Below are 20,442 nucleotides of genomic sequence, written 5' to 3' on the forward strand. Positions count from 1 at the left end.
ACACGAGCCGTTCCGCCGTCCCGACGCGGCGATGGCGGAAGGTGCGGCGGCCTCGTCGCCACGGTCTGATGATCCGGCTGCTTCTCGTCTCCGCGCTCGTCGCCGCCTGCTCGGTCGCCGCGACCGCGTGGATCGCCGTACAGACCACCTCGGGCGCGATCAAGAAGCAGCAGGGCCAGAACCACGCGGACGACAACCTGCTCCTCGACACCCTCACCGGCTATGCCGCCACTCATCCGAACTGGGACAAGGTGGGTCCCCTGGTCCGTGACCTGGCCAGGAGCAGCGGTCGGCGCATCGTCCTCACCACGCAGAACGGCATCCCCCTCGCAGGCGACACAGCGGGCTCGGCCTCGCTGTCCGACCGGGCCTGGGCGGTCGTGGACCCGCTGTCGGCCAACCGCTCCGACCCCATAGATCCGCGGGCCACCGGGCCCTTCCGGCTCACGGCCGACGAGCGGCACACCCTCGACGGCTACGCCGTGGAACAGATCCGGTGTCTGCGGGCGAACGGCGTGGAGGCGTCCATGACGCACGGGCCGAGCGGCCGGCCCTCGATCCGTACGTTCACCGGCACCGGCGACCGCCGGGCCGCTGCCTGCGCCGGCTCACGGCTGGAACAGCCGATGCCCACCGAGCGGACCCCGCTGCGTCAGCTCTCCGCACTCGTGGCCGGCTGCCTCAAGAAGACCGGGCTGAGCAACGTCGAGGTGCTGCCCGACTTCTCCTGGCGGCTGACGGCATCGGAGGCGGCGCCGTTGCGGCAGGGCGCGGAACGCCAGATCCCGCCCTGCATCACCTCGGCGCGCAAGACCCTGCTGAAATCCTCGGTGGCGCCCCCGGCCCGACTCCTCATGGCCTCGCAGGAGACCGACGCCCGCGCGTTCGACCTCTCCGCCGCCAACACCGCCAAGGTGGCGGGCGCCACCGGTCTCGTCCTGGCTCTCGCCATCGGCGTCAGCGTCATGGCCGCCATGCGGCTCATACGACCGCTGCGAGCGCTGACCGACGCCGCGCAGCGCATGCGGGACGGAGACGGTTCCGCGCTCGTGCCGGTCACCACCGCCGACGAGATCGGCCGGCTGACGGAGACCTTCAACGAGATGGTCACCCACCGCGGCCGGCTCGAACACCAGCGCCGGGCCATGGTCGGCGACGTCGCGCACGAACTGCGCACTCCGTTGAGCAACATTCGGGGCTGGCTGGAGGCCGCCCAGGACGGTCATGTGCCGGCGGACAAGGAGTTCCTCGCCTCGCTGCACGAGGAGGCGGTGCTCCTCCAGCACGTGATCGACGACCTCCAGGACCTCGCCGCCGCCGACGCGGGCGAGCTGCGTCTGCACCCCGAGAGCGTCGACGTCGGCGAACTGGTCGCCCACGTCGCCTCCGCGTACCGCACCCGGGCCGACTCCGCCGGCATCCGCCTCACGTCGAGTTCACCGCCGGACCATTGGATCGACGGCGACCCGCTTCGACTGCGCCAGGCCGTCGGGAACCTGGTGTCCAACGCGATCCGGCACACTCCGGCGGGTGGTTCGGTCGAGCTGCGGGTGACGGCGGTTCCGGGGACCACACTCATCGAGGTCACCGACACGGGCACGGGTATCGCGGCCGAGGATCTGCCCCACGTGTTCGAGCGGTTCTGGCGTGCGGAGAAGTCGCGCAGCCGCCACACCGGCGGCAGCGGGCTGGGCCTGGCCATCGTCCGCAAGCTGGTGGAGGCCCACGGCGGGACGGTGGCGGTGCGCAGCGAGCTCGGCACGGGCACGGTGTTCGCTCTCCGGCTGCCGCAGTCCTCGCACCGCGGTGAGCGACAGGGCGTCAGCCCTGGGGCGGGGTGACGCCGTCGAACCAGTTGTGGCCGACCTCGCCCTCTCGCTCGCCGACGACGGGCAGGGTGTCGAGGCGGGAGATCTCCTCCGGTGTGAGCCGCAGGTCCGCCGCCGCGCTGTTCTCCTCCAGGCGCGAGACGTGGAGGGTGCCGGGGATCGGGACGATGTCGTCCGCCTTGGCCAGGAGCCAGGCGAGGGCGACCTGACCGGGGGCCGCCTCGTGCGCCCGGGCGATCTCCCGGACCGTCTCGACGGCGGCCAGGTTGGCCTCGAAGGCCTCCGGCGCGAACCGCGGCATCTTGCGCCGGTAGTCGCCCTCCGGGAGGTCGTCGCGCGAGGTGATCCGCCCGGTGAGCATGCCGCGGCCGAGCGGGCTGTAGGGCACGATCCCGATGCCCAGTTCACGGGTGAGCGGGAAGACCTCGCGCTCGATCCCGCGCTCCCACACCGACCACTCGGTCTGCACGGCGCTGATGGGGTGGACGGTGTGGGCGCGCCGGATGGTGTCGGCCGCGGCTTCGCTGAGGCCGAGGTGGCGCACCTTGCCCTCCTTGACCAGTTCGGCCATCGCGCCGACCGTCTCCTCGATGGGGACATCGGGGTCCACTCGGTGCTGGTAGTACAGGTCGACGTGGTCGGTGCCCAGAAGCTTCAGCGAGCGTTCGATGCGCTCACGCACGTACTCCGGGCGGCCGTCGATGACCGGCGGGCCGGCGGGGGTCAGCGGGCGCACGATGCCGAACTTGGTGGCCAGGACCACCTTCTCGCGGCGGCTGCGCAGGGCCTTGCCGATGGCCACCTCGCTGCCGGCGTAGATGTCGGCGGTGTCGACGAGGGTGGTGCCGAGCTCGACGGCTCGCCCGAGAAGGGCGTCCGCGCTGTCGTCGGTGGCGTGATCGGCGCTCTGCCCATAGGGGCGGGCGAAGCTCATGGCTCCGTATCCGACGGCGCCGACGGACAGCCCCTCTGATCCGAGAGTGCGCTGGGAGATGGGCATGACGGCTCCTTGACGTTCGATGGTCGGGAACAGCGCGGACACTCATGTCCACAGCTGTGGACAACAGTATGTCCACAGCCGTGGACATGCAAGCCCGGTCGATCGCGACCCGCGCCGGACCTCGTACTCTGGGCCCCATGAGCCAGGACGACCTCGCGCCCGCCCCCGCCCGCCGACGGGACTCGGCCGCCACCCGCGCCGCCATCCTCAAGGCCGCGCTGGAGACCTTCACCGAGCGGGGATACGACGGAGCGGGACTGCGGGAGATCGCCGGCGCGGCCGGCGCGGACACCCGGCTGATCAGCCGGTACTTCGGATCGAAGGAGGGCCTGTTCGCCGAGGTCGTGGATCTGGCCTACGAGAAGTCGATGATGATGACGCCGGAACACAACGCGGACGCCGCGCGCACGCTCCTCACCGGCGAGGGAGGCAAAGAGGGCGACGGACTGCTCCTCACCCTGCGTTCCGTCTCCAACCCCCGCGCGGCCGCGATCATGCGCGACAGCATCGAGCGCAACTACCAGCGCAGGCTCGCCGACGCGCTACCGGGCACCGACGCCACCGGCCGCTCCGCCGTCCTCATCGCGATCTGCGCCGGCGTCCTCCTCAACCGGGTGCTGCTCGGCCACACAGCCCTCAACTCCCCTGACACGGAACGGCTGATCCCCTATCTGCACGCCGCGCTCGACGCGGTGGCGAAGGCACCGGCGGCAGACGGTCCCGTCGGACAACCGCGGGACGAAAGCACCGAGGGCTGAAGGGATCCGGCACGACGACACGAGGGCCACCGCGGCTCGATTTACGTATCAGGGCCTCGGCGTCGGCGTGGCGTCGCCGGGACCGCTCGATCCCGAGACCGGCGTCGTGCTCAACCCCCCGATGCTGCCCGGCTGGCAGCGGGTGGAGCTGCGCACGGCACTCCAACTCGCCACCGGACTGCCGGTTCTCATCGAGAAGGACGCCACCGCGGCCGTCGTCTCGGAGGTCCAGCGCGTCCGAAGGCACTCCAGGCGCCGGGCCGCGATCGACAGCGTCACCGGCTCGCTGAACCGCGCCCCCGACAGCAGCACCGTCTTCCCGCAGACCAGCGGCCCCACCTCCCCCGCTCGCTCGAACACCGCCGCACGGAAGTCGACGTCCTCGGCGAAACTCGTCGCCTCGAACCAGGCGAAACCGGAGAAGGTGGCCGAGTCGAACCAGGCGTCGCCGGTGAATGCGGCTGACTCGAAATCCGCGTCGTCGGCGAAGGTGGCCGACGAGAAGCGCACGTCGCCGAGACGTGGGTGGTTCGTGGCGGTGTCCTTGAGAGCGTCGAGCAGTCGGCAGAGCAGTTCGCCGGTGAACGTGGTACCCCGGTGGTCGATGTCGTGGCCCGCGTCGAGGCTCGCAAGGTGAACGTCGCGGTCGACATCGGAGAGGTGTGCCAGGCAGGCCGAATGCGGGGCGACAGAGCGCCCCTTGCAGCCGGCGCGGTCCCCGCCGGTGACACCGTCACCGCAGTGCGGCCAGTCCGGAACGACAGGGTCTGGGGTGAAGAGCATAAGGGTGAGTACATCGCCTGCCGATCGACCGCTGCCAGGCGGCCCCCGTAGAACACGCGCGCACCTCGCATCCCACGAGGATGGTATTGACTACCGCTCATGACTGACATCGAGCGCACGGCGAGCCGAACGGCGATCCTGGTCTGCCAGGGGCGGGCAGCGGCCGACGGCAGGCTCGCGGTGGGCCGGTTCACGGACCCGGTGGCGGTACGACTGCTACGGCACCCCGAGCGGGCCCCCGTGGACGAGGTCCGCGCAGGCACTCCCCCCACCGGCTGGAAGGCACGCACGACCTACGAGAGTGTGCGCGCCTGCGCCGAGGTCGTCGTGCCGCGCACGGTCGCGATCGACGACGCGGTACGCAGCCATGGAACTCCCCAACTGGTCGTGCTCGGCGCCGGCTTGGACTCGCGTGCGTGGCGGCTGCCCGAGCTCGCGGACACGGACGTATGGGAGGTCGATCACCCGGCCTCCCAGCGGGACAAACAGGAACGCCTGGCGACAGCGGACGCACCGCCCGTCGCGGCTCGTTCCCTGCGCTTCACTCCGGTGGATTTCGCAACCGACGACCTGGGCCGCGCACTTGAGGCCTCCGGTCATGACGCGTCCGTGCCGACGACCTGGATCTGGGAGGGGGTCGTCCCCTACCTGACAAGCGACGAAGTGCGGGCCACGGTGCGTGCCTTCGCCGACCGTTCCGCGCAAGGGAGCACGCTCGTCCTCAACTACCAGAGCCCGTCGGCAAAGGCGTCCGCGGGCCGACTGGTCGCGCGTGTCCTGAGCAGCTCGGTCACGGCGGGCGAGCCGTGGCGTTCGCTGTGGAAGCCGCGGAAGATGGCGGCTCTCCTCGCCGAGTACGGGCTGCGCGTCGTCTCCGACGAAGACCTGCTGGCCATCGCGCATCGCCTGGAGTCCAGCGCGCAAGGCCGTACGGCACTGCGCTCGGGCCGCGTCGCCATCGCCCAACAGGGTTGAATCCAGCCCGGATTGCACGCACCCCTCTCCGGTCGAGGGCCGGGCCGCTCACTCCATGCACTGGACCGTCATGACGTCGACATGTCCGGCTCGTCGGACCGCACACCGTCGCCACCGCGCTGCTGACGCTCCGCACGCTGCTGGACGAGTTCCTCGACCGCGCTGGGCAGGGTCGTCTCGAAGTCGATCAGCTTGGCCCAGGTCGGTGTCATCACGATGCGCACCATGCCGTCGTACAGCGAGTGGACCTCGGCCTCCCACACGACCCGCTGCTCGGCCGTCATGCCGTAGGAACCGTTCATCTCCAGGTACTCCTCGGGAATGCCCTCGACCTCGTCGAGTTCGACAGTTCCGCGGACGAGCAGGATCTTGGGCGGGTGCACCTCCGTGTCGATCGTGATGGCGACGGTCGGGTTGTGACGGAGCGAGGCCAGCTTCGGAGCGTTCTTCGACGTGCACATCACGACCTCCCTGCCGTTCCAGGCGAAGGCGATCGGGATGCTCCGCGGTGTCCCGTCCTTGGCGACGTACGCCAGGCGGCACAGGTCACGGGCCAGCAGCTCCTGGCTCAGCGGGCGCTGGAGGATCTCGGTGATCCGGTCGTTCGTCATGGCGGGCCTCCTGAGAGCCGTGCGACCACGATGGCCGCCTCTGCCCCTGGGACGGAGCCGTCATCCCGTTCTCGACATCCACGCCGAATTTTCCTCCGCGGCCGGACGGAGGGGCAGCACAGGCAGGGCCGGCCAGGGGCCGACAGCGGGGAATCCAACCAGCCCCTAGCGGATACGTGGCTGCGGCAGGACCTGGAGAGTGTCACCGACAGCGCGCTCACCGGTGGCGTCCGACGGGGCGTTGACGAGCTTGCCGTTCACCGCCATCGCCGTAGAGCCGCCGCCGTCCAGGTTGAGGGCCTCGACGGCACCGAGCGAGCGCATGAACTCGGCGCCCTCCTGCAAGGTGAATCCCTCGCTGCCGCCGGTGAGACGGCCGTCGACGGTGACCAGGAGGAGACGGCCGCGTGCGTCGATGCCGGCCATGGTGCGCGGTTGGCGGATGTTGGACCAGGCGTAGCCGAACGAGAGGTCCTTCGGGTCGAGCGTGCCTTCGGTGGCGGCGTCGATGCTGAGACGGCCGTCCTCGACCAGGGTGGGCGCGGCGCTGACGATGCTGTCGCCCCGCCCGAGCCGGACGCGCCGGCCCTCGGTGTCCCGTACGACCTCGGTGACCGGGACGCGCTGCCCGACCGTGGCGTGCGAGGTCAGCCAGTCCGCCGCGGTGCCGATGCCTTGCAGGACGGTGTCACCGGCCGGGACACGGCCGCCCCGGGCGCCGGTGGACACGACCCGATCCGTGGCGTCGAGCACCACCTGGGTGCCGGCGCCGGTGGGCAGGTTCGCGCCGAAGGCGGGGGTGAACTGGACCAGGTCGTCATTGGTGTGGCAGGTGACGTCCTGCCAGGGCAGCGAACTCGGCGTGAGTCCGGGACGTCCGCAGTCCCGTACGGTGCCGGGGACCCGGTTGATGCCCTCCACGGCGTAACGCGACGCGCCCGAGCCGGCGGTGACCGTCGATGTCAGGTCCGCCACCCGGAAGCGCCGCCCTCCGTCCTCGACGATCAGCGCGGCGCGGGACCCTACGGCCATCGACTCCAACTCCCCGTCGTAGGCGGCGATGCCGGACTGGGTGCCCGGCACGCCGTCGGAGCCGGAGATGACGAAGAAGCCGGCGTTGACGCCGACGAGCGAGCCGAGTTTCCCGGCCACCGACGACGTGGTCTCGCGCTGGGCCACGTTGCCGTCATGGGTGCCCGCTACGGTGCCGGAGAACGTCCGCGGGTCGACGACCGCGACATGGATGTTCTCCACGTCCGCGGGCTGTTCGGGTTCGTAGCCGGTCCACTCGGTGACGGCATGAAACCCGGCCGCGTTGACGGAGGTCGCGACAGCCTGCGCCGCGGGCCGGTCGGCGTAGGAACCCACACGTACGCGCAGCCCCATCGTGCCGTGCGGGGTGTCGGCGTACCGCGGCCACCGGACGGTCTCGGTACGCGGCTGGAATCCAGCTGCCTTCAACCGCGCGCCGGTCTCGTCGGCCCAGGAGCGCGGGCCCACCTCGGCCCAGGCCGCGGCGCCGGTGAGACGGCTGGTCGTCGGTGCCTGCACCGTGACGGTCCACGTCGGCACGGCAGCGGCGTTGCGGATCGTGCCGGTCCGCACCTGGACACCGGGCGCGACGGTCTGCGTCGTCCACTCAGAACTCACCGGGCCACGGGATTCCGCCTGCGCCGACGCCGGGCCGGAGAGCACGAACGGTGCGACGGCGACCAGCACCGCGGTCGCGATTCCCATGGTCTTGCGCCTGGTCCCGTTCTCGTTCATGGATCCTCCCGGTTGCCGCAACGGACGCGACTCGTTGACCGCTTGAACCGATCACAGCCCATACGGGGAAACGTGTCCCCGCTCCCCGAGGTGAAGGCCACACGAAGATTGCCCGACTCTCCCGTGCCGTCGTCGAAGGCGGGGACGGAATCCGGCCGTGTCCCGCGTCGGGACGACGGGGGTCGCGGGGGCCGTTCGGGCTTGTCGGAGTGGTCGGAGGTGTGCGTGAACTCGTCGATGAGTCGGGCGAGTCGTGCCGGCTGATCCAGGGGGATCAGTCAGGAGGCGCATGCGCTGCCCCGGCCGCTTCCGGGCGGCCGCCCGTCGGGACGATGAGTTTTCGGCGTGCGTCAGGTCTACAGGTCCTGACTGATCCTGGAACTGCATGGGAGCGACGTGAACCGTATGGGATCTGACAGCGTGGGCGGTACCTCGGAGCCGGAACTTGCGCATCTGGATCCGGTGGCGACAGCCGTTGTCCGTGGCGTCGTCTCGACGGCCGGCCTCCGCGACTTCTTCGATGCTTCCTTCAGCACCCTGGCGCGGACCATCGGGGCGCAGGGAATCACTGTGCTCAGTCCTGCCTTCGGCCTCTACCACGGGTCGCCGGGAGAGACCTTGGACCTGGAGGTCGGGTTTGTCACGGACCGCGCGGTGCAGCCGGAGGACGGCGTTGTCGTCGGTTCGCTCCCTGGAGGGCGGATCGCGCGGCTGACGCACTTCGGATCGTTCGACGGTCTCGGGTCCTCCTGGGAACGGCTGCACTCCTGGATGCGCGCGCAGGACCTGCCCGCGGGAGAGGACAGGTGGGAGACCTACGTCACGCAGCCGTCCCCGGACATGGACCCGCGTGACCTACGTACCGAGCTGAACTGGGCGGTGGCGGATTGACGGACCTGCCCGGGCTCATAGGCAGTGGAGGTCGTGTACGGGCCGCTCTCCCGTCGCGAGGAAGCGGGAGACCGCCTGGTCGCCGATCCCGTTTGTGACAGCGCTTGTGGTGACGCCGTGACGGACCATCTCATATCGACGAGCGGCTCCGCCTTGTCCCCCGTGCGAGCTACGCGCAGGTGTCCACTGTGCGGTGACGATCTCGGAGCGCCGGATCCCTAGCGTTCGGAACAGCCGCGGAACTCCTGTCGCGGCTCCGGACGAAGGGACATCTCATGAGGCTGGTATGGCAGTTGGCGGCCGTCGCGGCGGTCGCCTTCATCGGCAGCCTGGCCGTCGGTGCGGCGCAGGACAACGCGGTGCTCACGCTCCTGCTGGGCGGCGCCACGGCCGCGCTCGCGGTGTTCGTCTACCGGTGGGTGGTACGGCGGACGGAGCGGCGCGAGGCAACGGAGGTGGCGCGGGAAGGGGCCGCGAAGGCGATGGGCCGAGGCACCCTGATCGGATGGGCGCTGTTCACCGTCGTAGTGGTGAACCTCGCTCTCCTCGGGGACTACGAAGTCGACGGTCTGGGCTCGGTGTCGGGCGCGGTGGGCCTGATCGGGTTCATGGCGGCCGCCGCGGTGACGGAGGAACTGCTGTTCCGCGGCGTCCTGTTCCGGATCGTGGAGGAGCGTCTGGGCACATGGCTCGCGCTCACCCTCACCGGTCTGCTGTTCGGCCTGTCCCACCTGACCAACCCGCACGCCAGCCTGTGGGGTGCCCTCGCCATCGCGATCGAGGCGGGCGGCATGCTCGCCGCCGCGTACGCGGCCACCCGCAGCCTGTGGGTGCCGATCGGCCTGCACTTCGGCTGGAACTTCGCCGAGTCCGGCATCTTCAGCACCGGGGTGTCGGGCAACGACACCAAGCAGGGACTGTTGGACGCCTCTCTGTCGGGGTCGAAGCTGGTCACCGGCGGCGACTTCGGCCCCGAGGGAAGCGTGTACGCGGTGCTGGTCGGCCTGTTGACGATGACCGCGTTCCTGTGGCTGGCACGCCGCCGCGGCCAACTGGTGCCCCGCCGCGGGCGGGTGGCCCGGACACAGGCGACCGATACAGTTTCCCGGTGATCGCTCTTCGGCGGCTCCAGGACGGCTGGCGACGACTCGACGTCACGGCCCGGGACCTCCCGCTCGGCCTGCTGCTCCTCGGCGTGGCGCTCCTGCCGGTGTGGCAGCGGCACGGGACGCGGCTCGGCGGCGTGCCGGAGCGCCCCTTCGACGCGTGGACCGCGGCGGTCATCGTCCTCGAATGCCTCCCGCTCGCGGTACGCCGGCGGTGGCCCGCCTGCTGCCTCGCCCTGGTGTCACTCGGCTTCGCCGCCGACCAACTGCGCGGCTACCACCTGGTCGCCGGTACCGCGTTGCTGGTCGCGCTGGTGAGCACGGGACTGCATCTGCGGCGCAGACGGCACGCGACCGCGCTGCTGTTCTCGGCGGCGTACGTGTTGCTGGCGGTCGCGCTCTCCCGGCTCGGCTCGGGCGAGCCGCCGAGCGAGTTCGTGACGTTCTACCTGGTACTGACGCTCGCCTGGGGCGCCGGGGCGTGGCTGCGCGCCGCCCGCATCGCGGAGTCGGAACGCGGCCGGCGTCTCGCCGAGGACACCCGCACCGCCGAACGCACCCGTATCGCCCGTGAGTTGCACGACGTGGTGACCCACCATGTGACGGCGATGGTCGTACAGGCCGAGGCGGCCCGCTACCTGACCGCCTCGCCCGACCGCCTCGACCAGTCCCTGACAGCCGTCTCGGACACCGGCCGACGGGCCATCACCGACCTGCGGCACCTGCTCGACCTGCTCAACCCGGACCACGGGACCGAGGCCGGCCAGGACGCGAGGACACCGCCCGTCGGCAGGCTGCTCACGCTCGTCGAGCAGACCCGCCGGGCCGGGCAACCGGTGGAGTTCACCGAGCAGGGCACGCCGTCCGAGTCGACCGGCAGCGCCGACCTCGTGGCCTACCGAGTGGTGCAGGAGGCCTTGACCAACGCCCTCAAGTACGCCCACGGAAGCCGCACTTCGGTCCAGGTGCGGCACGGGACGAAGGAGATCACCGTGGCGGTCAGCACAGCGGGTTCCGGTCCGCGGGCGGCGTTCCCGGGCGGCAGCGGGCGGGGTCTGGTCGGCCTGCGCGAACGGGTCGACGTCCTCGGCGGTGACTTCAGCGCACAACCGCAGCCGGACGGGGGCTTCGTCGTCCGGGCGCGCATCCCCTCGGGCAGCCCGTCGTGACATCCGAGGCGTCCCCCGCCCCGACCGCGCGGACCGCGCCGATCCGGGTCCTGGTCTGCGACGACCAGATACTGATCCGCACCGGCCTGGTGACCATCATCGACGCCCAGCCCGACCTCGAGGTGGCGGCCGAGTGCGGCGACGGGCAGGCCGCGGTCGATCTCGCCGGCCGACTGCGCCCGGACGTCGTGGTGATGGACATCCGCATGCCGCTGCTCGACGGCATCGAGGCCACCCGAATTCTGGCCGGCGCCGGGGTCGCGCATCCCGTCAAGGTCCTCGTGGTGACGACGTTCAACCTGGACGAGTACGTCTACGAGGCGCTGCGCGCGGGGGCCAGCGGCTTCCTGCTCAAGGACGCGCCACCGGCCCAACTCCTGCACGGCATACGGACCGTGGCCTCGGGCGCGGCCCTGTTGGCCCCCGAGGTGACGCGCCAACTCGTGGGCCGGTACGCCGCCCGGATCCGTCCCACCGAACGCACCTCGCACGACATCCCGCTGACCCCCCGCGAACTGGAGGTCCTCCGCCTCATCGCGGACGGCCTGTCCAACAGCGAGATCGCCGGAACGCTCGTGATCAGCCAGGAGACCGTCAAGACGTTCGTGTCACGCATCCTCGCCAAACTCGGCCTCCGCGACCGTGTCCAGGCGGTCGTCTACGCCTACCGGCACGGCCTCGTCACCTGAGGCGGATCAGTGACACCGAAGGCGGCAGCTCGCGGGGGCGGCGTTCCGGGCCGCGAACCGCGGCTCAGGACGATGTGTTCGGCGGACGACAGAGGGATGTCCCCCACCGTGTCCCCGTGCACGGGACGGTTCGTCGGCCGCACACGGGGACGTTCGGTTCGTCAGCCGGTGTAGCCCGCGAAGATCTTCGCGAACTCGTACGGCGACTGCGCGATGTTGGTGCACATGTACAGCGCGCCCGTGCAGGCGTTGCGGTCACGGGTCGCTTCCCAGAAGGCGAGTTCACCGAGGTGTGTGCTCTTGGCGAAGGCGACCAACTGGCGGGCGTCGGCCTGGTCGTAGATGTGACCGTCGTCGTTCTGCCCGAGCATCGGCGTCACACCGACCTTGGCCCAGATCTGGGCGTCGCTGCTGCCGGGGTAGAGCGTCTTGAGCTGGGCGAAGGTGCTCTGTGCGGCCTGCACGGCGGCGTCGCCGTAGTCGACGTTGCGGTAGTAGTCCATGGCCATCACGTTGACGACGTCGAGGTTCACACCCGCGTCGCGTGCCGACCGCACCACGTTCAGGCCGTCCGTCGTCAGTCCCTCCGGGAGCGCCGGCAGGGTCAGTGAGACCCGCAGGTCGGGATGGGCCTGCTGGAGGCGGGCGATGGCCTGGGAGCGACGCGCGACGGAGGTGGGGTCGGCGGTGGCGGCGCCTTCGATGTCGAAGTCGACGTACTTCAGTCCGTACGCGTTCACGACCGCGTCGTACTCGGTGTAGAGCGCGTCCACGGTGGAGCAGGCCTGTGCCAGTTCGATGCCGCTGGCGCCGCCGAACGAGACCTTGACGTCACCGCCGCCGGCCCGGATGGCGTCGATCTGGTCCTTGGCCCAACCATCGCGCGGGTCATAGGCGTTGAACCACATCGCCTTGCAGGCAGAGGCAGTGATGAAGGCCATCGTGTAGCTCTTGATCCCGCTCGCCGAGGACATGGCCGGCATGCTCGGCGTGGGCCACGCGCCCATGTCGACGTACGGTGCGGTGGACAGCCCGGCGCCCGGCTGCTGGCCGCCGCCCGCGGTGGTCGTGCCGGTGACGGCCGTGCTGTAGGCGGAGAGGTTGCCCGCGGCGTCCCGGGCCCGTACGCGGAACGCGTATCCGGTGCTCGCCTGGAGCCCGGTGGCCGTGTACGACGTGCCGGTGACGGCGACCGGCGTTCCGCCGTCGCGCGAGACCTCGTATCCGGCGACGGACCCGGAGTTGTCGGTCGACGCGCTCCATCGCACGGTCAGCGAGGAACCGGTCGCGGAGCCGACGGTCACTCCGCCCGGCACGCTGGGCGCCGTGGTGTCGGTGCCGCTGCTGCCCGTGCAGGACCCGCCGTTGAGCTTGCAGTTCGTCGGGGTGCCGGTGCCTGCCGACACCCAGCCGAAGGTGGCGGACGCGCCCGGCGCCAGGTTGCCGTTGTACTCACGGTTCTTGAAGGTGTAGTGGCTGCCGCTCTGGGTGAGCAGCGAGTCCCAGTACGAGCCGACCGTCGTGCCGGAGGGAAGGTCGAACTCGACCGTCCAGGTGGACAGGGTGGTGCTGCCGGAGTTCGTGACGGTGTAGGCGCCCTGGTAGCCGCCGGACCAGGTCGAGGTCTGGGCGAAGGTCGCCGTGGGCGTGGTGGCGGCGGAGGCCGGTGGGGCCAGAACGGCGAGCAGCACCCCTACGAGCAGGGCGAGGAGTGCCGAGGGTCTGCGCATTGCTGTCTCCAGGGGGGTTGGGCGCCGGGTGGGCGCAAGAGACTGCATCTGATTGGTCCATACCAAAGCTCTGTCTGTGTACGTACAGAGCGGTGAACCGCGCGTCAAGACCTGAGCGGAGCGTGAGCGTCTTCCCGGTACGCCGGATCGAGGGAACTCGCCCCCGGAAGAAGGCCTGCGTGCCGACAGTCGGGCTTCCCCCACCCCTCAGTCGACGCGAAGGATCCGCAGGCGACCGGGTTCCGCCGGATCACGGTCGACGACCTGCACCGGCGCCGAGACCCATTGCCAGACGCCGATGCCCTCCACGCGGGAGAGCCGAATCTGTCCGCGCGTCCCTTCGACCGCGACGCGCCCCCAGGACTCGGCGATGCGTGTCCGGTCCGTGCCGTGCGAACGGAGTGACTCGGCGAGGACGGTGATCGTGTCGTAGCCCTCGAAGGCGACGAAGGAGGGCGCTTCGCCCAACCGCCCGCCCAGCATCTTCTCGACTCGTGCGCCGAGAGGGCTGAGGGTCTCGGGCAGGTAGCGCAGGAACGGGATCGCGGCGCCGTCGTCGCCCAGCAGCCTCGCCCACTCGGCGAACTCCGGTTGTCCGGCCGGAGCACCGATCCTCACCTCGGCGAAGCGCTGGTCGCGGCGGACGGCCTTGACGATCGAGACGGCCGGCTCTGGAAAGCCGGTCAGCAGCAGGAGGGCTGTCGCGTGATGGTCGACGAGTGCGTCGCAGACCTCCGCGGGGCTGAGCACGCTCATGTCGAGTTCGGTGACGGTGCCGCCGCGTGGAGCGAGGTGGTCGCGCAGGATGCGGATCCCGGACGCCCAGTAGACGCTCGGCTGGGCTGCCACGGCGATACGACTGTGACCCGCGTCGAGCAGGAAGTCCGCGTAGACCTTCCAGCCGCGCGACTGCGGCGGGGCCAGGCGCGCGACCCAGTTCGTCGGCTCGTCGGTGAGGGCGTCGAGCACCGCGGACGAGCACAGGAACGGCACGCCGAGGGTGTCGGCCCGGGCGGCAGCGGCACGACCCACGACGCTGTGGTACTCCCCCGCCAGGGCCGCCACGCCCAGGCGAGCCAGTTCGTCCACAGCGGCCGTGGCCTTCTGCGGATCCGCCGCGGTGTCCCGGACGACCAGCTCGATCGGGCTGCCTGCGATGCCGCCGGCGCCGTTCACTTCGTCGACGGCCAGCTCGAGTCCGGCCAGCAGATGCCGGCCCGCCTCGACCCAGCCGGGCCGGGTGAGCGGAACGAGCGCCCCGATCCTGACGGCGGATCCGTCGGTCGGTTCCGTTCCGGATGCCGTTGACGGCGCGTTCATGTGCTGACATCTCCCCCGTGACGACTCGGTCGCAGGTTACCCGGATCGTCGAATGTCAGGCCGTGCCGGCCTCCCCGCTCCACACCCCTGCGCGCTCAGACCCGTACGGGTGTCGGGCGTTGAGAAGTCAGGCCGATCTCCCCCTTGAGCATCCGTCCGCCGTCTCCGGTCAGGCGGAGGTAGTAGTCCGCGGAGCAGGACGTGCCGTCCTCGTCGAGGGCGTAGATGCCCGACCCGGCGGGCACGTCGGCCGCGGTTTCGGCGGTCTTGGCGATCTGGTTGGCCTCGTTGAACTCGTCGAACATGGAGATGTAGATGCCCTGCGCGCCGAGGCGGACCATGTTGTAGAACTGCCGCCACATGAAGTCCCCATGGGCGCGCTGGCGGTCCTGAAGGTCGCCGGGGAGGACGCAGGGCTGGTAGTCGATGCCGTGGGCGGCGCAGTCGGCGAGGTCGGGCTGGTTGACGTTCTGGTAGAAGTTGTCGGAGTCTGCGGCGGTGCCGATGCGGCCGACCATCCACGGGGACAGCATGTGGAAGGCGTGGTAGACGTCGGAGAAGCCGGGCCGTGAGTCCTCCGTGCCGGTGCGCCAGTGGGTGGGGACGCCTCCGATGACGTAACAGCCCTGGTCCTTGAGCCAGTTGACGACGTCGAGGCACTCGGCGGCGCCGAACGGGCGGGCGTCGTCGCTGAAGCCGAAGCCCCAGACGCACACCACGGGCTTGCCGTTCTGCCGGGCGTAGGCGGAGGACTGGGTGTGCGCGGACATCTTGCTCGTCCAGTCCTCCTTGATCTGGCTCGCCATCGTGGTCCAGTTGGTGACGTCGTACATGATGTAGAACTTCCGGCCGTTGGCCTCGGCGGCGGAGCGGACCTTCTGCGCCATCGCGTCGCGGGTGGGGCCTTCGGAGCCGAACGGGTTGAAGCGCTGGAGCGCCGCCGTGTCGATGGCGTTCTCCCGCATCCAGCGGAAGTGGGTGTCGACGGTCTGCTGGTCCCAGGAGGAGAAGAGGGTGGCAGGGGAACCGCCGTTCAGGTTCGGCATGTCGGTTCGGTACGTGGCCGTGTAGTCGCGCACGTCCGGCCAGGACTTGGCGCTGTTGGCGCCGGGGGCGGGAGCCTTGGACATGTCGGGGCTCCAGTGCCACCAGCCGTTGATGGGGGCACTGTCGCCGGTGCAGGCGAACCAGCCCTGGTAGCCGACGGTGACCTTGCCGACCACGTCGCCGACCGGGCTGGCGTCGGTCTGCGGCGCGGTCCGGGTGGTGGCTCGGGCAACGGCCGTCGGCAGGACGGCGGTTGACACGGTTCCTGCGGCCAGGGCGAGTGCCTGGCGGCGGGTGATGGCCATGGGTGGGGGTCCTCTCGGTGCGGTGGGGGGAGTGAGGCCGGAGGCAGATGTACGTGGGTCAGGGTTGCCCGCCGCCCGGCGCACCCGGTGCGCTGCGCACCGGAGTTCGCCAGCCATGGCGAGGTGTGAAGCCCAACAGCCTTTGCGCGCGCGTGCTGTCGAAGAGGGAGCCGTGGCGGCCGATGCCGGCCAGGATCGCGGTGTCGGGGTAGTGGGCCAGGAGCAGTTCGCCTGTGGGGAGGCGGGCGGAGGTGTCCGGGGCGGCGGCGTTCACGACATGGTGGCCGGTCAACGGCGCCGCGAGGGCGGCTCGTACCGCCTCCGCGGCGTCCTTGGTGTGCAGCCAGGCCCACAGTTCACGGCGGTTGACGGCGGGGTCGTCGGCGACTTCCGCCAGCCGTGCCTCAAGACGCGGGCCCTCGCCGACGAACGGGAACCGGAGCATGACCGTGGTGGTCCCCCAGCGGCGGGTGGTGAACGCGGCGGCCTGTTCGCTGAGTTGTTTCGACAGTCCGTAGGAGTCGATGGTCAGGTCGGGGTGGTTCTCGTCGATCGGCAGATAGCGGGGGGCCTGGTCGCGGTCGGCCCAGGCCAGGCCGACCGCGGCCGCACTGGAGGCGCCCACGATCCGGTGGGCCCCGCGCCGGCCGGCCTCCTGGAAGACCGTGTAGGCGCTCATGGTGTTGTTGCGGAGCGTCTCGTACTCGTCGACGATGCCCGGTGCGGGGATGGCGGCCAGGTGGACGACGTCCAACCGGCCGCCGGGCTCGATGAGTTCGACGGTCGCGTCGAAGGCGGCCTCGACGGCTGCCGGGTCGCTCAGGTCGCCCTGCGTGGTGGCCGCGAGGTGTTCGGTGTGCTCGACCGGGCGGGCGTCGGTCCCGACCACGGTCCAGCCGCGGGCGGCGAGATGAGCGGTGACCGCGGTGCCCAGTGCGCCCGCGGCGCCGGTGACGAGTGCGGTGCGGGGAATGTCGCCGGCGGTCCTGTTCTGCGAGGTCATCCCTTGACCGCTCCCATCAGTCCGTTCACGAAGTACCGCTGGGCGCACAGGAAGATGGCGATCACCGGGACCACCATGATCAGGGCGGCGGCCATCAGGGAGTTGTACTGCACGACGTTCTCCGACTGCATGGCCTGGAGGGCGATCGGGAGGGTGTAGGTGTGCGGGTCGTTCAGCGAGATCCGCGTGAGCTGGTACTCGTTCCAGGTCGGGATCGCCGTCAGCAGGGCGATGGTGACCAGGGCGGGGCGGGCCAGCGGGAGGTAGACGCGGGCGAAGATGCGCAGTTCGCCCGCTCCGTCGATACGGGCGGCCTCGCGCAGTTCGGTGGGGACGGTGGTGAAGGCGTTGGTCAGCATCAGCACCGCCAGGGGCGCGCTGCCGTTCACGAACGGCAGGACCAGGCCCCAGTGGGTGCCGAGGATGTCGAGCTTGCTCTCCAGCAGCACGATCGGCAGCAGGGTGACGACTCCGGGCACGAACAGCAGAGCCAGGAACAGCCGGTAGAACAGGCGCTTTCCGGAGAAGCGCAGCACGGCGAAGGCGTAGGAGGCAGCGGCGTACACGACCACGACCAGGACCGTGGTCAGCACCGTGACCTTGACGCTGTTGGTGAAGTAGTGGAAGAAGTCGAGCTTGTTCCAGGTATCGGCGAGCGTCCGGCCGGTGGGGTGGTGCGGGATGAGGTGGCCGCCGGAGACGACCTCGGCGTTGGTCTTGAACGCGGCCGACACCATCCACAGGAACGGGTAGAGGCTGATCGCGGCGTAGGCGGCGAGGACCAGGACCACGACGATACGCGCGGCCAGGGCTCCGGCCGGTTTTCCGCGCCGGGGTGCCCGGGTCGTGGGGGCGGTGGCCGGTCGTGGGGTCAGAGTGAGGGTCATCCCAGCCTCCGCAGGGCCCGCTGGTTGATGAAGGCGACGACGAGGGCGGCGACGAACAGCAGCCAGCCCAGGGCGCTGGCCAGCCCCAGGGTGGGCGAGAGTTCGGACAGGAAGGCGAGCCGGTAGGTCTCCAGGCCGAGGACGTCCGTGGCGTTGCCGGGTCCGCCGTTGGTCATGATCAGGAACAGCTGGAAACCCTGGAGCGCGTCGCGCAGGTTCAGCAGGGTGATCACGAGGGTGATGGGGCGCATCAACGGCCAGACGACGTGCGTGGCCACGCGCAGTGCTCCGGCTCCGTCGAGGGCGGCGGCCTCCAGGAGCGAACCGTCCAGGGACTGGAGGCCGGTGAGGTAGAGGAGGGTGGCGACGGGTACGGCGGACCACACCATGACGACGATGAGGGTGGGCAGGGCCGTGTCGGGGTTGCCGAGCCAGCCCTGCGGCTGCGACAGCGAGCCCATGCCGACCGACTTCAGCAGCAGGTTGACCGCGCCGTCCGGCTGGAGGATGTACTGCCAGGCGAAGTACACGGCGATGCCGCTGGTGACGTAGGGCAGGAAGTAGATGGAGCGCAGGATTCCTTGCAGGCGCCGCACCGAGTTGAGGACCAGGGCCAGCGGGTAGCTGACGAGGACGGTCAGGACGGGTACGGCGATCATCACGTACAGGGTGTTGACGGCCGCGGTCCTGACGATGGGTGCGTAGGTGGGGCTGTTGCCGAGGAGGTCGGTGTAGTTCTTCAGGCCCACCCAGCGCCAGTGCGGCCAGAAGCCGTTCCACTGGGCGAAGCTGAGCGAGAAGCCGTAGACGATCGTGTAGACGCCCATGACGCCGAAGAGCACCAGGGCCGGGGCGATGAAGGCGTAGCCCCAAGCCGTCTCGCGCAGGCGGGCCGACCTGCGGGGTCCTTCGGCCCGGGTGGTGAAGCGGCGCGTGCGGGCGGGGGTCGGGCCGGGCAGGTCTCCGGTCGTGGAGGCCGGGAGGTCGAGGGTCATGGCTACTGCTCCGCCCAGTTCGACTTGATCATGGAGCCCATGCGGTTGCCGGTCTGCCGGGCGTTCGCCTCCTTCAGCGGGGTGAACTCGGCGAGGACCGCGCCGACTTTGCCCGCGTCGTACAGGCTCGGCCGGTAGGCGGTGTAGCCGGCGTTGTAGGCGTCGTCGCCGGTGCCGAAGGTGTCGAGCATGCCGGTCAGCAACGGGCCGAGGGCGGTGCGGTCGGCGCCGGTGAGGGTGTTGGGCGGCACGTCGAGCGCGGTACGGCCGAAGGCGGCTGCGGTATCGGACTGGGAGAGGAAGCGCAGCCACTCCAGGGCCTGCCGCTTGCGCGGGGAGGTGCGGGTGACCGACAGGCCGGTCAGGGCGAACGGCGCGAGCTGGAGACCGGGGATCACGGCCCGCCGGGGCGAGGGCACCGGGAAGGTCATGATGCCTTTGGTGTCGCGCCCGTTCTCCGCGAGGAAGGCGAGCGTGAAGGTACCGCCCACCAGGAACGACGACTTCTGCTGGGCGAAGGAGAGGTCGGCCTCGTCGATGGCCTTGGCCGCGGTGCCCGGCATCCAGTACGGCGTGATCTGCCCGTAGGTCTCCAGGACGCGTTGTCCGTCCGCAGAGGTGAACCCCTTGGCCGCGTCGCGCCCGAAGAGCGCCTCGAAGCGCTGCTTGCCGAGCATCCCGTACGCCATCGGCTGCATCAGCCATTCCAGCGCGGTGGAGGGCTGTTTGACGCCGATGGTGATGCCGCCGGTGCCCGGGTCCGTACGGTGCACGGCGGCCAGCGCGTCCATGAACTCCTCCCAGTTGGAGGGCGGTTCGGTGACACCGGCGGCGGACAGGCGGGCGCGGTCGGCGTAGACGATGCCGAAGGTGCCGACGGTCAGCGGCACGCTGAAGCGCTGGCCCTCCTTGACGCCCATGGTCTTGGCGCCTTCCACGAGGGAGTTCTCGTACTGCTGCTTCGTGACGGTGCCGTCTGTCCGCACCTGCGGCAGATAGCGGGCCAGCCAGGTGTCGTCGACGGTGTCCTGAAGGTCCTCCAGCAGTCCCGCGCCGCCGAAGGAGAGGTCGTCGCCGTTGGCGTGGACCTCCATGACGTCGGGCAGGTCGTTGGTCCGTGCCGCGGCCTGCACCTTGGTCAGGAACGCGTCGTCGGGGGTGATGGCCTGCACCGCGACCTTGGTGCCGGTGGCGGCCGTGAAGCGGGTGGCGGCGTTCTGGAGTGCCTTGACGTGGGACTGCTTGAACGTCCACATCGTCAGGGTGTTGCCGTCACCGGCTCCCTGGCCGCGCCCGCAGCCCGCGGCGGCCAGGGCGAGGGCCGGCGCGAGGGCGAGGAGACGGCGGCGGTCGCGCCGGAACGGAGGGCTGTGACTCACGCAAGCGGCCCTTTCTCGAGGGGGCTCGCGGTCCGCGCTGGCGAATCGCTGCCCGCTGACGTGCCGGAGTGTGCTGGGCCCTCTGCCTGGGCCCTCTGCGCACAAAGGGGCGGGGCGGCTCAGCCACGGGTATCTAAATCGAGTTGATGTACGGTGTCAACGCTTGTCACAACCCGAGAATCCGCGCACGGTCCCCGG

18 protein-coding genes are annotated in these 20,442 nt (G+C 70.4%); 8 read left to right on the forward strand and 10 right to left on the reverse strand.

The features are described 5' to 3' along the window. Positions 1-68 precede the first annotated feature (68 nt). Complete coding sequence (locus tag ACIP6U_RS10565) at positions 69-1,841, forward strand: sensor histidine kinase (RefSeq protein WP_401714862.1); 1,773 nt, start codon at positions 69-71, stop codon at positions 1,839-1,841. On the opposite strand, the gene ACIP6U_RS10570 is transcribed toward ACIP6U_RS10565, so the two are convergent. Further along, positions 1,822-2,829, reverse strand: coding sequence for an aldo/keto reductase (locus tag ACIP6U_RS10570; RefSeq protein ID WP_401714864.1), 1,008 nt, complete (start codon positions 2,827-2,829; stop codon positions 1,822-1,824). The two genes, ACIP6U_RS10565 and ACIP6U_RS10570, sit on opposite strands and share 20 nt — an antisense overlap. 137 nt (positions 2,830-2,966) lie before the next feature. Here ACIP6U_RS10570 and ACIP6U_RS10575 point away from each other — a divergent pair, with 137 nt between their 5' ends. From ACIP6U_RS10575 to ACIP6U_RS10585, 3 genes are all read left to right on the forward strand, one after another. Beyond that, complete coding sequence (locus ACIP6U_RS10575) at positions 2,967-3,587, forward strand: TetR/AcrR family transcriptional regulator (protein ID WP_401714865.1); 621 nt, start codon at positions 2,967-2,969, stop codon at positions 3,585-3,587. A 67-nt stretch (positions 3,588-3,654) separates the two neighbouring features. Next, entirely contained in the window at positions 3,655-4,224 is a 570-nt protein-coding gene (locus ACIP6U_RS10580) for an ROK family protein (protein WP_401714867.1), read from the forward strand. A 245-nt stretch (positions 4,225-4,469) separates the two neighbouring features. Beyond that, positions 4,470-5,345 carry a class I SAM-dependent methyltransferase gene (locus tag ACIP6U_RS10585; RefSeq protein WP_401714868.1) on the forward strand — a complete coding sequence of 292 codons (876 nt, stop codon included), beginning with the start codon at positions 4,470-4,472 and terminating at the stop codon, positions 5,343-5,345. Positions 5,346-5,413: 68 nt separating this feature from the next. On the opposite strand, the gene ACIP6U_RS10590 is transcribed toward ACIP6U_RS10585, so the two are convergent. Then, entirely contained in the window at positions 5,414-5,956 is a 543-nt protein-coding gene (locus ACIP6U_RS10590) for a pyridoxamine 5'-phosphate oxidase family protein (RefSeq protein ID WP_401714870.1), read from the reverse strand. A 165-nt stretch (positions 5,957-6,121) separates the two neighbouring features. After that, positions 6,122-7,723, reverse strand: a complete 1,602-nt coding sequence (locus ACIP6U_RS10595; RefSeq protein WP_401714872.1) for a phosphodiester glycosidase family protein — start codon at positions 7,721-7,723, stop codon at positions 6,122-6,124. Positions 7,724-8,128: 405 nt separating this feature from the next. Here ACIP6U_RS10595 and ACIP6U_RS10600 point away from each other — a divergent pair, with 405 nt between their 5' ends. The 4 genes from ACIP6U_RS10600 (at position 8,129) to ACIP6U_RS10615 (ending at position 11,578) form a co-directional block, all read left to right on the forward strand. Then, positions 8,129-8,614: a GyrI-like domain-containing protein gene (locus tag ACIP6U_RS10600; protein WP_401714874.1), complete on the forward strand. Its 486-nt coding sequence runs from the start codon at positions 8,129-8,131 to the stop codon at positions 8,612-8,614. A gap of 275 nt (positions 8,615-8,889) precedes the next feature. Next, the gene (locus ACIP6U_RS10605) at positions 8,890-9,726 is read left to right on the forward strand and encodes a lysostaphin resistance A-like protein (RefSeq protein ID WP_401714876.1); all 837 of its coding nucleotides are present in this window, start codon (positions 8,890-8,892) and stop codon (positions 9,724-9,726) included. Beyond that, positions 9,723-10,889 carry a sensor histidine kinase gene (locus tag ACIP6U_RS10610; protein ID WP_401714878.1) on the forward strand — a complete coding sequence of 389 codons (1,167 nt, stop codon included), beginning with the start codon at positions 9,723-9,725 and terminating at the stop codon, positions 10,887-10,889. Before ACIP6U_RS10605 ends, ACIP6U_RS10610 begins: the two co-directional genes overlap by 4 nt. Continuing rightward, the gene (locus ACIP6U_RS10615) at positions 10,886-11,578 is read left to right on the forward strand and encodes a response regulator (RefSeq protein WP_401714880.1); all 693 of its coding nucleotides are present in this window, start codon (positions 10,886-10,888) and stop codon (positions 11,576-11,578) included. The genes ACIP6U_RS10610 and ACIP6U_RS10615 overlap by 4 nt, the downstream gene beginning before the upstream one ends. Positions 11,579-11,739: 161 nt before the next feature. Here the strand turns inward: ACIP6U_RS10615 and ACIP6U_RS10620 are convergent, their stop codons facing one another. The 7 genes from ACIP6U_RS10620 to ACIP6U_RS10650 form a co-directional block, all read right to left on the reverse strand. Further along, positions 11,740-13,308 (reverse strand): cellulose binding domain-containing protein, encoded by a 1,569-nt coding sequence (locus tag ACIP6U_RS10620; RefSeq protein ID WP_401714881.1) that lies wholly within the window; start codon positions 13,306-13,308, stop codon positions 11,740-11,742. 207 nt (positions 13,309-13,515) lie between these two features. Further along, positions 13,516-14,628 carry an ABC transporter substrate-binding protein gene (locus ACIP6U_RS10625; protein ID WP_401714883.1) on the reverse strand — a complete coding sequence of 371 codons (1,113 nt, stop codon included), beginning with the start codon at positions 14,626-14,628 and terminating at the stop codon, positions 13,516-13,518. 95 nt (positions 14,629-14,723) lie between these two features. After that, positions 14,724-15,980: a xylosidase gene (locus ACIP6U_RS10630; protein WP_401714885.1), complete on the reverse strand. Its 1,257-nt coding sequence runs from the start codon at positions 15,978-15,980 to the stop codon at positions 14,724-14,726. 58 nt (positions 15,981-16,038) lie between these two features. After that, positions 16,039-16,983, reverse strand: a complete 945-nt coding sequence (locus tag ACIP6U_RS10635; protein WP_401714887.1) for an NAD-dependent epimerase/dehydratase family protein — start codon at positions 16,981-16,983, stop codon at positions 16,039-16,041. Beyond that, positions 16,980-17,870, reverse strand: coding sequence for a carbohydrate ABC transporter permease (locus tag ACIP6U_RS10640; RefSeq protein ID WP_401714888.1), 891 nt, complete (start codon positions 17,868-17,870; stop codon positions 16,980-16,982). The genes ACIP6U_RS10635 and ACIP6U_RS10640 overlap by 4 nt, the downstream gene beginning before the upstream one ends. Continuing rightward, positions 17,867-18,865 carry a carbohydrate ABC transporter permease gene (locus ACIP6U_RS10645; protein WP_401714889.1) on the reverse strand — a complete coding sequence of 333 codons (999 nt, stop codon included), beginning with the start codon at positions 18,863-18,865 and terminating at the stop codon, positions 17,867-17,869. The genes ACIP6U_RS10640 and ACIP6U_RS10645 overlap by 4 nt, the downstream gene beginning before the upstream one ends. Before the next feature lie 2 nt (positions 18,866-18,867). Beyond that, positions 18,868-20,244, reverse strand: a complete 1,377-nt coding sequence (locus ACIP6U_RS10650; RefSeq protein WP_401714891.1) for an ABC transporter substrate-binding protein — start codon at positions 20,242-20,244, stop codon at positions 18,868-18,870. Between the last annotated feature and the right edge of the window lie 198 nt (positions 20,245-20,442).

The sequence above is a fragment of the Streptomyces sp. NPDC088794 genome (assembly GCF_044750545.1).
Classification (GTDB): Bacteria; Actinomycetota; Actinomycetes; order Streptomycetales; family Streptomycetaceae; genus Streptomyces.